11 protein-coding genes are annotated in these 11,956 nt (G+C 70.6%); 4 read left to right on the forward strand and 7 right to left on the reverse strand.

Translation table 11 applies throughout. From position 1 onward, the window contains the following. Positions 1-50: 50 nt before the first annotated feature. Complete coding sequence (locus ABT070_RS30840) at positions 51-1,034, reverse strand: aldo/keto reductase (protein ID WP_351765337.1); 984 nt, start codon at positions 1,032-1,034, stop codon at positions 51-53. A 98-nt stretch (positions 1,035-1,132) separates the two neighbouring features. Here ABT070_RS30840 and ABT070_RS30845 point away from each other — a divergent pair, with 98 nt between their 5' ends. The 3 genes from ABT070_RS30845 to ABT070_RS30855 all read left to right on the forward strand — a co-directional run bounded on the left by ABT070_RS30845 (position 1,133) and on the right by ABT070_RS30855 (position 4,291). Further along, positions 1,133-1,768, forward strand: coding sequence for a TetR/AcrR family transcriptional regulator (locus ABT070_RS30845; protein WP_351765339.1), 636 nt, complete (start codon positions 1,133-1,135; stop codon positions 1,766-1,768). Between the two features lie 121 nt (positions 1,769-1,889). Beyond that, on the forward strand, positions 1,890-2,492 hold the full coding sequence (locus tag ABT070_RS30850; protein WP_351765341.1) for a DUF4328 domain-containing protein: 603 nt from the start codon (positions 1,890-1,892) through the stop codon (positions 2,490-2,492). A gap of 155 nt (positions 2,493-2,647) precedes the next feature. Then, positions 2,648-4,291, forward strand: a complete 1,644-nt coding sequence (locus tag ABT070_RS30855; RefSeq protein WP_351765343.1) for a GMC oxidoreductase — start codon at positions 2,648-2,650, stop codon at positions 4,289-4,291. Between the two features lie 157 nt (positions 4,292-4,448). Here the strand turns inward: ABT070_RS30855 and ABT070_RS30860 are convergent, their stop codons facing one another. From ABT070_RS30860 to ABT070_RS30875, 4 genes are all read right to left on the reverse strand, one after another. Continuing rightward, entirely contained in the window at positions 4,449-4,928 is a 480-nt protein-coding gene (locus tag ABT070_RS30860; protein ID WP_351765345.1) for a carboxymuconolactone decarboxylase family protein, read from the reverse strand. Between the two features lie 91 nt (positions 4,929-5,019). Further along, positions 5,020-6,093, reverse strand: a complete 1,074-nt coding sequence (locus ABT070_RS30865; protein ID WP_351765347.1) for an NAD(P)H-dependent amine dehydrogenase family protein — start codon at positions 6,091-6,093, stop codon at positions 5,020-5,022. Positions 6,094-6,323: 230 nt separating this feature from the next. After that, positions 6,324-6,764: a hypothetical protein gene (locus ABT070_RS30870; RefSeq protein WP_351765349.1), complete on the reverse strand. Its 441-nt coding sequence runs from the start codon at positions 6,762-6,764 to the stop codon at positions 6,324-6,326. 124 nt (positions 6,765-6,888) lie between these two features. Beyond that, complete coding sequence (locus tag ABT070_RS30875; protein ID WP_351765351.1) at positions 6,889-7,818, reverse strand: quinone oxidoreductase family protein; 930 nt, start codon at positions 7,816-7,818, stop codon at positions 6,889-6,891. 108 nt (positions 7,819-7,926) lie between these two features. On the opposite strand from ABT070_RS30875, the gene ABT070_RS30880 reads away from it, so the two are divergent. Then, a complete protein-coding gene (locus ABT070_RS30880; RefSeq protein ID WP_351765353.1) occupies positions 7,927-8,370 on the forward strand; it encodes a MarR family winged helix-turn-helix transcriptional regulator in 444 nt (147 codons plus the stop codon). Between the two features lie 156 nt (positions 8,371-8,526). Here the strand turns inward: ABT070_RS30880 and ABT070_RS30885 are convergent, their stop codons facing one another. Both ABT070_RS30885 and ABT070_RS30890 read right to left on the reverse strand, forming a co-directional pair. Continuing rightward, positions 8,527-9,120 (reverse strand): RICIN domain-containing protein, encoded by a 594-nt coding sequence (locus tag ABT070_RS30885; RefSeq protein WP_351765355.1) that lies wholly within the window; start codon positions 9,118-9,120, stop codon positions 8,527-8,529. Between the two features lie 84 nt (positions 9,121-9,204). Further along, a complete protein-coding gene (locus tag ABT070_RS30890) occupies positions 9,205-11,847 on the reverse strand; it encodes a LuxR C-terminal-related transcriptional regulator (protein ID WP_351765357.1) in 2,643 nt (880 codons plus the stop codon). Positions 11,848-11,956: the final 109 nt, after the last annotated feature.

Genomic DNA, 11,956 nt, shown 5'->3' on the forward strand with positions numbered 1-11,956 from the left:
GAGCGGGTGAGCGGGTTGCAGGGAGCGGCGGTTCCGGCCCGGGGGCGGGGTCAGATCCAGGTGGGCACGTGGCCCTCCGCATAACGGGCGCCGAAGCCGCCGTGGGGCAGGATCTCGTCGATGGCGGCCAGGTCGGCCTCAGTCAGCGTGACATCGGCGGCGCCGCTGTTCTCCTCAATGCGCTGGGGGCTACGGGTGCCGGGGATCGGCACGACGTGCTCGCCGCGCGTGAGCAGCCAGGCCAGCGCCAGTTGCGAGACGGTGACGCCGTTGGACGCGGCCAGGTCCGCGAGCCGGTTGACGGCCTCGACGTTCTTCTCGAAATTGCCCGGAGCCCAACGCGGGTCGGAGTTGCGCATGTCCGTGGCGTCGTATTCTCCGGCGGGCTTGGCGGTGCCGGTGATGAAGCCGCGGCCCAGCGGGGAGTAGGCGACAAAGCCGATGCCGAGTTCGTCCAGGACCGGGAAGAGCTGCTCGACGTCCCGCTCGAACAGCGAGTACTCGGTCTGGAGGACGGAGACCGGCTGTACCGCGTGCGCGCGACGGATGGTTTCCGGTCCGGCTTCGCTCAGACCGAAGTACTTCACCTTGCCCGCGTCGATGAGTTCCTTGACGGTGCCGGCGACGTCCTCGACAGGGACGTCCGGGTCGACGCGGTGCTGGTAGAGGACGTCGATGTGGTCGGTGCCGAGGTAGCGCAGGCTGTTGTCGGTGACCTTGCGGATGTTGTCGGGACGGCTGTCGAGTCCGAACCCCTCGGACAGGTTGGACAGGTCGAAGCCGAACTTGGTGGCCAGGACCACCTCGTCCCGGAAGTCCCTGACCGCCTTGCCGACCAGGATCTCGTTGGAGCCGGTGCCCCAGCCGTAGAGCTCAGCGGTGTCGAAGAAGGTGACGCCGAGGTCGTGGGCGCGCCGAATGGCGGCGACGCCCTCCTGCTCGTCGCCGGGGCCGTAGGCCATCGTCAGGCCCATCGAGCCGTAGCCGATCGCCGAGACCTCCAGGCCCTGGCTGCCGAGTGTCCGGTGCTGCATGTCGTGCTCCTCAGATCAAACCAAAATGTTTGCTTTGACCGTACGCCCTGCGGGCAGCCCTTGCCAAACAGACCTTTTTGGTTAGGTAGGCTTACGACATGGCCTCTTCGACCAGCGCAGACTCGACCCGTGATCGCATCGTCACCGCGGCCAGGGCCGAGTTCGCCCGCTACGGGATAGCCGGCGCGCGGATCTCGCGCATCGCCAAGGCCGCGAAGACCAGCTCGGAACGCCTCTACGCGTACTTCCGCAGCAAGGAGGCCCTCTACGCATTCGTCGCCGAACAGGAGATGGCCGCGGTGGCCGAGGCCACCCGCCTGGACCCCGCCGACCTGCCCGAGTACGCCGGCCGGGTGCACGACTACTTCCTGCTCCACCCCGACCGCTTCCGGCTCATGAGCTGGGGCCGAATGGAATTCGCGGGCACGACCGCCGACCATGCCACCCGGGAGACCGTTCGCCGCAAGGTTGAGCAGCTCCGCAAGGCCCAGGAAGCCGGCCACCTGGATCCCGCCTGGGAGCCCATCGACATCCTCGTCTTCGTCAACCAGATCGCCATGGCCTGGTCCGGTCAGCTCGATCTCGTGGACGCGGCCACCGACCAGGTCCGCGACCCCTCCCCGGCAGCCCGACGCGCCGCCGTCGTCGCCGCCGTCCAGCGCCTCTTCCCCGCCGCCGCAGGCGACACCGGCGCCAGCACCCGCCGTTCACCAACCGAGGCGCCCGAGGCCTGACCGGACAAGCGGGAGCGCCTCTGGTCCGGGGCGATGGGACGCGTCCCGGGCTCTGTTCGCCGTCAGGCAAGCTGCGCTTCCTCGCTGCGGACCCACCCGCCTCCGAGACAGGCAGAAGACGATGACGAGCACCGCCCGCAAAGCTCCCTGGTTCCTTGCCCGCTCGGCGCAGGCGGCGACAGCGGTGGCCGCCGCGGCGGACGCGTTCCGTGCGGCGGCGGTCCGGGATCAGTACCTGCACCACACGGACGCGACCCTGCACAGGTCGGGCTTCGTCTCGATGATCTTCCTCTATCTGATGACTCTCGCGATCGTGCTGTTCCTCGTGTGGCTCGCCCGGTCCCGGCGCAACGCCCAGGAGCTGTCCCCTCGGGCCTCGGTCCCGGGTCGGGGCTGGACGATCGGGGCGTGGTTCATACCCGTGGTCAACTTCTTCGTCCCGCGCCGGCTCGTCCTGGACATCGGGCGCGCGAGCTCGCTGTCCTGGGACCAGAAGCGGGACACGACACTGGTGAACCTGTGGTGGGGCGCCTGGATCACGCACGCGGCGGTGCTCGCGCTGTGGGGCCGGGCGGCCTCGGGGTCGATGGCCTTCCTCGTGGTCGCGCAGGCCCTCATGATCGCGGCGGCCGTGCTGCTGGGCCTCGTCATCGAGCGCATCACGGCGTTGCAGAGCGCCGCGCTCGACACCACAGTCCAGGCCGCACCTCTCACCCAGGCATGAGGACAAGTCGGTGCCGCGGGTCGCTGATCTGGGACTTGCCGGTGCGCGTGATGACCATTATGTGATCTTTTGAAAGTTACCTCAGGGTATGGCGTGACTTCTCATGTGGGTGCAAGTAGAACCCGTTTCACTCTATAGAGAGTGAGGAGCCGCGCATGAACGACGATTCCCCACGTGGGACGCGCCTGAAAGGCGTATCCCGTCGAAGATTCATCGCTGGAACTGGTTCTCTTCTCGGGTCGGCCGCGCTCGCCGCGCAGGTGGTCCCGGCCCATGCCGCCACCACAGCCGCAGCCGCGGTGATCGAACAGGGCGCGCACGTGCCCGTCCTCGTGATCGGCACCGGATACGGCGGCTCCGTGGCCGCTCTGCGCCTGGCCCAGGCGGGTGTCGACGTCCACATGATCGAGATGGGCATGGCCTGGGACACCCCCGGGTCGGACGGCAAGATCTTCGCCAACACGACGACCCCCGACTACCGGTCCTTCTGGCTGCGCACCAGGACGAAGCAGCCGCTCAGCAACTTCCTCGGCTTTCCCATCGACAAGGACGTCCCGCGCTACACCGGGGTCCTGGACGCCGAGGAGATGGGCGGCATCATCGTCTACCAGGGCCGGGGCGTCGGCGGCGGTTCACTGGTCAACGGAGGCATGGCGGTCACGCCCAAGCGGGAGAACTTCAGCGCCGTCCTGCCGTCGGTCGACGCCGACGAGATGTACTCCGTCTACTACCCGCGCGCCAACGCGGGTCTCGGCGTCGGCACGGTCGACCCGACGTGGTTCGAGACCGCCGCCTGCTACCAGTACGCGCGGGTCGGCCGTAAGCACGCCCAGCGGTCGGGCTTCCCGTTCGTCTTCGTGCCCGACGTGTACGACTGGGACTACATGGAGCAGGAGGCTGCCGGGACCGTGCCCAAGTCCGCGCTTGCGGGCGAGATCCTCTATGGCAACAACTATGGCAAGAAGTCCCTGCAGAAGACCTATCTCGCCCAGGCGACGGCGACCGGACGGGTCTCCATCTCACCACTGCACAAGGTCACTTCGGTCGCCCCGGCAACAGCGGGCGGCTACACGGTCGTCATCGACCGGATCGACACCAGCGGCAACACCACCGCGACCAAGACCGTCACCGCGGACCGGGTCTTCTTCGCGGCCGGCAGCGTCGGCACCAGCAAGCTCCTGGTCAAGCTCAAGGCGACCGGCGCGCTCCCGGGCCTCAACAGCGAGGTGGGCAAGGGCTGGGGCGACAACGGCAATGTGATGTGCGGCCGCGCCAACCACCTGTGGGACGCCACCGGCGCCCTGCAGTCGTCCATCCCGTGCTCCGGCATCGACAACTGGGCGGCGGGCGGCGCGTTCGCCGAGGTGGCCCCCCTGCCCACCGGCATCGAGACGTACGCGTCGTTCTATTTGTCGATCACCAAGAACCCCAACCGCGCCCAGTTCTCGTGGAACGCGGCGACGGGCACGGTCGACCTCAACTGGCAGACCGCCTGGAAGCAGCCGTCCATCGACATGGCCAAGACGATCTTCGACAAGATCAACGCCAAGGAAGGGACGATCTATCGCACCGACCTCTTCGGCGCCTACAAGATCTGGGGCGACCATCTCACGTACCACCCGCTCGGTGGCGCCGTGCTCAACAAGGCGACGGACAACTACGGCCGCCTGCACGGACATCCGGGTCTGTACGTCATCGACGGCGCGCTCGTCCCGGGCAACACCAGCGTCAATCCGTTCGTCACCATCACGGCACTCGCCGAAAGAAACATCGAAGAGATCATCGCCACCGACCTGTAGCGGTGTCCCGCGCTTGTGCCGTCCGGAACGAACTGACCCCGTCCGGAAAGGGGGAGGAGAGGAGACGTAAGGAGCGAGGAGCGAGAGGGGCCCTGGAGGGGCCCGGAAAGGAACGAAACCAGGGCCGCCCGGACTCGCCGGACGGCCCCTAACCGGTTCAGTGCCCCGGCAGTACGCACATGGCGTCGAGCCCCAGCACACGGTTGAGCCGCCCGAACGCCAGCCACGAGCCGAGGCTCATGGTCAGCTCCACGATCTCGGTCTGGCTGTAGTGCGCGGTCATCCGGTCCCAGAACTCCTCGTCGAGGCCGTGGTGGTCCAGGGCGTACCGCTCCGCGTACTCGGCGGCCAGGCGGGTGCGTTCGTCGAAGGCGTCGGTCGTGCGCCACTCGGCCACCGCGTCGGCGAACTCCTCCTCGACCTTCTGATCGTCCCGCTCGGTCCGCCAGTCGAGGCAGAAGAGGCAGCCGTTGATCTGCGCGATCCGGAGCCGCGCGGCCTCGAACTCACGCAGTCCCAGGGTCGTATGGGCGTAGACGGAGAGCGAGAAGTTCGCGGCGGCGAGCCCGATGCCGGGGACCATGTCGCCCCACACGTACTCGATCGGGTTCTTGCCTTCGGGGATGTCGACGTTCATCCGGGACTCCTTCGTGTACGCCCCTCGCCTCGGCCGGCGACAGGAGGCGCGTCCTGGGGGTGTCGGAGGGATACGGAAGGGGGCGTCGACATCACTTCCCGCCGAGCCTTCCTACCGCCGGCCGCAGCGGGACGTCGAGCGCGTCGTACAGTCCGGGCTCCGCCTCCACGAGCCAGTCGATCGCGCCGACCAGTCGGCCGACCGCGGTGGCGTTCCCGCCCGCGGACCGGTTCTCGCCCTCGTCGGTCGCCTCGACGGTGACCTCGATGCGCGGGCGGCCCTCGATGATCACTCGATGCGCCCCGTCGCCGTTGGGCGGCGACGGCCACTCCGGGGCGCAGGACGGGTGGATCCGGGTGATGTGCTCGATGACGAGGCGGGGTTCCCCCTTCACGAAGCCCTGCACCTCGAACCGCACCGCGCCCTGGGTGCCCGCCTCGAACTCGCCCATGGTCCGGGTGCTCACCGTCGTGTCGAGCGCGCGGCGCTGCAAGGTCTCGCGGATCTCGTCGAGTTCGACGCCGAGGGCCCTGGCCATCAGCCGAATCTGCCCGCCCCACACCATGGTCGGGATCGACGGGGCGAGCATCAGCGGCTCGTAGTCCATCGGCTGGCCCATCCCGACGAGATACCGCACCGACTCCTCCTGCTCGTACGTGGAGTAGTCGAAGATCTCCTGGCAGCGGACGGCGTCGACGACCGTGCCCAGGCCGCTCATCAGCAGGGGCAGTACGTCATTGCCCCAGCCCGGGTCGACGCCGGACACGAACAGCGACCCTCCGCCGTCGGCTATCGCGGCGAGCACCGGGTCCCGGAACTCGGGCGGGGCGTTGCGCTGGTCGTAGAGCGGGTACAGCGCCGGAGTGACGACCACGGCACCCGCCCTGATCGCGGCGCCGATGTCGGCCAGCGCCTCGTCGGGCCGGATGTCGCCCGACGCCGCGTACACCACCGCCCGGGGGCCCGCGGTCAGCACGGCGTCGATGTCGTCGGTCGCCGAGATGCCCAGGCCCCGGTCGAGGCCGCCGAGTTCGCCCGCGTCGCGCCCGACCTTGTCGGGGTTGTGAACGAGCACGGCCGCGAGATCGAGCGCCGGATGCGCCTCGACCGCACGGATCGCCGCACGGCCGACGTTGCCGGTACCCCAGACCACCGTGGAAATCATGCGCGGAGCGTAACCTGACGAGTCGTCAGTTTCTATACCTCTGCACCGACCTCCACGGCGTGCTTTCGCGGACCGCGGAGTGACTCGAGTGAGCCCGCGCGGCGACGATTCGAGGTGGCAATCTCGGGGGCTTTGCCGGGGGGAGAGAGCGGACCTCTGGTCGTGTGCACGAGGACACCTGCCCGCGCTCCCTCGATGCGACGTCCGTCGGGGAATGCCGACCGGCTCGGCTACGCGGGACGAAGAACGGGATCGATCTCTGCCAGGATCTCGTGCAGCTGACGGGCCCCCAGGACGACGCGACGGTCGGCGTCCCGCGACATCTCCGCGCACAGCCTCAGGGCCTCGTCCAGGTCGTGGGGAAAGATGCTGAACACATCGACGACCGCGGTGTGGATCCAGTCCCCGTGATTCGAGTTGGCGACGGCCAGTGCGGAAGCGACGATCGCCAGCCCGGCTCTGTCCTTGCGCCGAAGCAGACCCTCAGCGGTCCACCGGGTGACGAAGGTGTCACCCGTGTCGAGCACAAGCTCCAGCAGCGGCCCGAGGGCCTCCGGCATCTCGGCGAACCCCGCCAGGCCATGACCGGCATCCGCCCGGTCACGCCAGTCACGGCTTCGCCCGAGTGCGGTCAGCGCCAAGACAGCCGCACGCCGCAGGTCGTTGTCCACTTACTCGCCCACCCCTCCCACGATTCCGGTCGAAATATCATCGAGTCGCCGGCCTGGCGGATGCCCCGACGAGATGTCTCCTTGGCACAGAACCGATCGGCCGGGTCAGGGGTCGGTCCCGACCCTACTCCTGGGTGACCAGTACGACCTTGCCGAGGTTGCGGCGGGACTCGATGATCTCGTGGGCTCGCACGGCCTGGTCGAGCGGGATCTCCGCGTGCACGAGGACGCGCAGCTTACCGGTCCGGTGGAGTTCCCAGAGTTCGTCGCGCCAGCGCGCATACTCCTCAGGCCTGCCGCGAGCGATGGCCGCCATCTGGAAGCCTACGACCGAGGCACTCCGCACGAGCAGGTCGTACGCGTCGATCGTGCCGCCACCCGAGCTGAAGGCGACCAGACGACCGCCAGGGGCAAGGGCACGCACCGCCGGCCCGAGGAGCTCGCCGCCGACCCCGTCCAGGACGATATCCACCGGATCACCCCAGGACTCCTCCCCGTAGAGCACGACCTCGTCGGCGCCCAGGGAGCGGACGAACTCCGCCTTGTCCGCGCTGCTGACGGCTGCTACCACGCGGGAGGCTCCGCCTGCCTTCGCGTACTGGAGGGCGAGGGTGCCGACCGCACTGGCCGCCGCGGTGACCAGGACAGCGTCACCGGAGGCGGGACGGCCGGCTTCGTAGGCGCCACGCGCTACCAGGCCGCTGCGGACCAGGGCCACGGCGTCGACCGCCGTCGCTCCGTCGGGTATGCGGGAGGCCATCGTCTGATGGACGACGGCCAGATCGGCATAGGCGTGGGAGAAGCAGAGGCCGGTGACGCGGTCGCCCGCGGCGAATCCGGTGGCGCCGTCGCCGACGGCGGCGACAGTGCCGGCCACCTCGCCACCGAGCGGAGAGGGCTCGGTACCGTCGCGCACCTTGCGTACTGCGGGCAGCGTGACCCCGACGGCCTCGGTGCGTACGAGCAGCTCGCCCGGGCCGGGCTCGGGGACCGGGGCTTCCTCGGTGAAGAGGACCTCGGGGCCGCCGTTGACGTCATAGCGGACACGACGCATACACGCACCTCCAGGCACGACAAGGAAAGTCATTGGGATTTCCAATGACCTGTCACTGTAGGCGAAAGGTCGTTGGGACCTCCAATGATTTCCGGGTAGCCTGCGCTCATGGCCCGTACCGAACCTCCCCGCGCCTTGGAGCACATCCAGTCCTTGCCGAGCTGGCTCGCCGGCCGGGTAGCGGCACGCGGCCGGAGCTTGGTCGCCGAGGCGATCGCCGAAGAGGGGCTGAAGTTGCCACACCATGCGGTGCTCGCCGCGGTTTCCGAATACGGGCCGGTTGCCCAGGCGGATCTGGTGCGCCGGCTGAGCATTGATGCCAAGGACGTGGTCCTCCTGCTCAATCACCTGGAGGAGGCCGGGCTGGCCGTACGGGAACCCGATTCGGGAGACCGGCGCAAGAACGCGGTAACGGTCACGCCGACCGGCATACACACCCTGGAACGCTGCGCGAAACTGGCCGAGCAGGCCAACGCCGAGCTACTGGCGCCGCTCGACACCGCCGAGCGTCAGCAGCTGATCGCGCTACTGACCCGGGTGTACGAGGCGTAGCCCCGCTTCGCCCGATGACCCGGACGCACCCAGGACATCACCGCGGCACGCCGCGACCGCGTCCTCATCGCCGACGGGCTGCGGGGCGGCCCCGTACGACCGCCCCGCCGCCGGCCCGCCTGCCGACGTCAGACGTCGGACGTCGGGGGTCGGACGTCAGACGTTGATGATCCGCCACCGCTCCTCGTCCGCGTTCTTCCACGGCCGGGTGACGACCTGGTAGTCCTGGGACGGCAGCTCGTAGGCGTCGAGGTACCGGCTGTTGCTGGCCTCCTGGATCGTGTAGGTGCCGTTGGTGGACGGCAGGATGATCCAGGCCTGGGTCGGGTCGTTCTCGGCGGTGCGGGTGACGACCCGGTAGTCGTCGCCGGACCCCTGGTAGGCGTCGAGATAGCGGCCGTTGCTCATCTGCTGGATCGTCGAGAGGCCGTTGCTCAGGTCGGTCAGCAACCACTGCTGGGTGCTGTTGTTCTGGAACGGCCGGGTGACCACCCGGTAGTCGAGACTCTCGATCTCGTGTGCGTCCAGGAACCGGTTCGTGTCCGCCTGGGTGATGGTGACGACGCGCTGGGCCACGATCGTCGGCGCGGCGGCGGGCGCGGCCTGGGCCACGCCGGCCGGCGCCAGCAGCGCGGTGGCGGCCAGCGCCGACGTCAGAGCGGCGCCCCCCAGGACTCTTCGCCCGCGACGGCGGCGGACCGCACTCTTCGATTCCTTCGTTCCGGTCTCTTCCGTCCTTGTCTCTTCCATCCCCGTGTCTCCCGAAAGTCGTGGCTGTTGTGTCCACGAACGAGAGTGCCGCGCGCGTCGGCGCACGGCTTGAGTAGCCGTTACTCAGCCCTGCGGGCGCACGGAGAGCGGCTCCTGCCCCAGCGTCCGGGCCAGCTCGCGGCGGGTCGTGACGCCGAGCTTGGCGTAGGCGCGGTGGAGGTGGTTGTCGACCGTGCGCACCGAGAGGGTGAGGACGCGGGCGATGTCGACGCTCGCGTTGCCGACCGCCGCGAGCAGCGCGACCTCACGCTCGCGGGCGGTGAGCGGCGCGACGGCCCGGGCCGTCGTGAGCAGCGGGGTGCGCGCGCCTTCGCAGCGCGCCGCCGCCGTGGCGGCCCTGCGCGCGGCGGCCGCGGCCCGGCGGGGTTCACGGTCCCGGTGCCAGGCGGCAGCGGCGGCGGCCGCCGCCTCGGCGGTGAGCAGGTCGGCGCCGACGGCCTCACACGCGTCGGCGGCCCGCAGCAGCCGTTCGGGGCGGTTGGCGGCGAGCGCCTGCGCCAGTTGTGCCCGGGCCGGGAGAAGTTCACCGTCGCAGGCGTGTGCCAGCTCGGTGAGCCGGCCCGTGACCTGGCGGGCCCCGCCGAGCCGGGCCACGTCGGTCAGCAGCAGCGCCTCTCCGGTGACATGGCCGGTGGCCCGGGCGGCGCGGGCGCCGGCGATGAGCACCGAGCGGGCCTGGCCCAGCTGTCCCTTGGCCGCCAGCAGCCATGCCTGGCCGAGACGTTCCTCGCCGGCCGACAGCAGGCCCGGCTCGGGCGTGGGCAGCTCGCGGTGTTCCGCCAGCGCCACCTCGGCCGCCTCCAGCTCGCCCTGTACGGCCGCGCAGGCTGCGAGACCGGCCAGGACCAGGCGCAGGGCCATGGCGTGGTCGAAGGTGCGGGCCAGCGCCGCGGCCTCGGCCCACCAGCGGCGCGCGGTCGCCGGCCGGCCCGCCAGCCACTCCGTACGGCCGAGCAGGACCGCCAGCCACACCCGCACCACCGAGTCGACGGCGACGAGTTCGGCGTAGGCCGATTCGCCCGCCCGGCGGGCCTCGGCCGGGCGGCCCGCCTCGGTGAGCGCGAGGACGAGCGGGATGCGCTGGAAGGCGGGATGGGAGGCCAGGGCGTTCTCGTCGACCCGGCGGTGCCCGGCATGGGCGCGCTCCGCCCAGATGACGGCCTCGTGGGTGCGGCCCACCAGGGCCAGCCCGGCGGGCTTCATCCAGGCGCCGCGCAGCCAGGCGTCCACGTCGGAGGCCTCGCTCACATCCGTCTCCAGGTCCTCCAGCAGGGTCAGCCCCTGGGCGGGCAGACCGGCCGCGATCCGTATGAAGCCCTCGTTGATCTGGAGTTTGCGGCGGTCCACGGGATGCGTGATCCTCGCCAGGGCCGCGTCGTTGGCCGCGAGCGCCTCGGCGACGGGGACGTTGCTCCACAACAGGTTCGTCGTACGGACCAGGGCGACCGCCAGCGTCTCGCGCTCGCCGTCGGCGAGTTCGTCCGCGCGGGCGAGCACCTTCTCGGCCTCGGCCCAGCGGCCCATCTCGAAGAAGGCGTCGCCGAGCATCGAGCGGGTCGCGATGGTGTGACGGTCCTCGGGTACGGCCTGCAGGAGCGCGACGGCCCGGGCGTAGTCGTGGGCGTGGCGGGCGAGCACCGCGGCCTGGGTGAGCAGGGCGGGGTCGGCGGTGCCGGTGGCGGCCAGCCGCCAGATGGCGATCCGCAGCGGGTCACCGCGGCGGCGGGCGCCTCGGGCCTCGGTGCGGACCGCCTGTTCCAGCAGCAGGGCCCGGCGGCGCAGCACGGGCAGTCCCGCGCGCAGGACCTCGCCGTACAGCGGGTGGGCCAGGGACACGGAGGTGCGCCTGCGGTCCTGGGTGACGCGGATCAGCCCGGCCTCCTCCAGGTCCGCCACGGTGCGCGGCGCGGCGACGGCCTCGGCGTCGGCGAGCGGCAGCGGTTCGCACAGCGCCAGCAGCTCCAGGACGGGCCGGCCGGCGAGGTCGGCGCCCGCCAGCCGCGTGCCGATCACCTCGGCCAGCCGCGCGGTGCCGGGCAGCCGGCCCTCGCGCAGCTGCCAGATCTCCCCGTCCTCGGTGAGGTCTCCGGCGGCCAGCGCGCCGAGGACCAGCTCGCGCAGGTACAGCACGTTGCCGCCGCTCGCGGCCGACAGCTCGTGCACCGTGTGCCGGGCGACGGGTCTGCCGAGTGCGGCCGCCAGCAGTTCTCCGATCCGCGCGGAATCCAGCACGGCCAGGTCGACCCGGCGCACCGAGTCCCCGCCCGTGAGGGCCGCGACGGCCTCGCCGTACGGCTCGCCGGTGCGGACCGTGCCGACCAGATGGACGGCGCCGGCATCCATCAGCTGCCGCAACAGCACCGCCGAGGCCGAGTCCAGCCAATGCAGGTCGTCGACGAGCAGCACCCGCTGCCGACCTCCCTGGTCCGCGGCGAGTTGTGCGGCGACCGCGGCGAACCCCGCGACCGGGTCGCGGAGATCCACTCCCGCGGGCAGCAGATGCGCGATCGCCCCCAGCGGGACGGCTCCGGCCGCGGCGGTCGCGGTGGCCCGGCCCACCCGGGACCCGCCTGCCGCGGCACGCTCCAGACACTCCTCGGCCAGCCGGGACTTGCCGACCCCCGCCGCCCCGAACACCAGGAAGCCCCGGCACGTGCGGTCCTTCGACGCCGCGGCGAACTCGTCCAGTTCCCGCTCGCGTCCCACCAACGGCCAACGTCCGACCCGATACCGCACCACGGCTCCCCCCGGAACGACATGACACGCGCAACACCCCGTCCAGGAAGCGTAGGAAGCCGACGTCCGTACGGCCAAC

This window comes from Streptomyces sp. NPDC002884, from assembly GCF_040295245.1.
In the GTDB taxonomy this organism is placed as follows: domain Bacteria; phylum Actinomycetota; class Actinomycetes; order Streptomycetales; family Streptomycetaceae; genus Streptomyces.

Excerpts from the sequence above, each read along its gene's own strand:
- ABT070_RS30840 (WP_351765337.1), bottom strand. The coding sequence starts at position 1,034 with ATGCAGCACCGGACACTCGGCAGCCAGGGCCTGGAGGTCTCGGCGATC.
- ABT070_RS30845 (WP_351765339.1), top strand. The coding sequence starts at position 1,133 with ATGGCCTCTTCGACCAGCGCAGACTCGACCCGTGATCGCATCGTCACC.
- ABT070_RS30850 (WP_351765341.1), top strand. The coding sequence starts at position 1,890 with ATGACGAGCACCGCCCGCAAAGCTCCCTGGTTCCTTGCCCGCTCGGCG.
- ABT070_RS30855 (WP_351765343.1), top strand. The coding sequence starts at position 2,648 with ATGAACGACGATTCCCCACGTGGGACGCGCCTGAAAGGCGTATCCCGT.
- ABT070_RS30860 (WP_351765345.1), bottom strand. The coding sequence starts at position 4,928 with ATGAACGTCGACATCCCCGAAGGCAAGAACCCGATCGAGTACGTGTGG.
- ABT070_RS30865 (WP_351765347.1), bottom strand. The coding sequence starts at position 6,093 with ATGATTTCCACGGTGGTCTGGGGTACCGGCAACGTCGGCCGTGCGGCG.
- ABT070_RS30875 (WP_351765351.1), bottom strand. The coding sequence starts at position 7,818 with ATGCGTCGTGTCCGCTATGACGTCAACGGCGGCCCCGAGGTCCTCTTC.
- ABT070_RS30880 (WP_351765353.1), top strand. The coding sequence starts at position 7,927 with ATGGCCCGTACCGAACCTCCCCGCGCCTTGGAGCACATCCAGTCCTTG.
- ABT070_RS30885 (WP_351765355.1), bottom strand. The coding sequence starts at position 9,120 with ATGGAAGAGACAAGGACGGAAGAGACCGGAACGAAGGAATCGAAGAGT.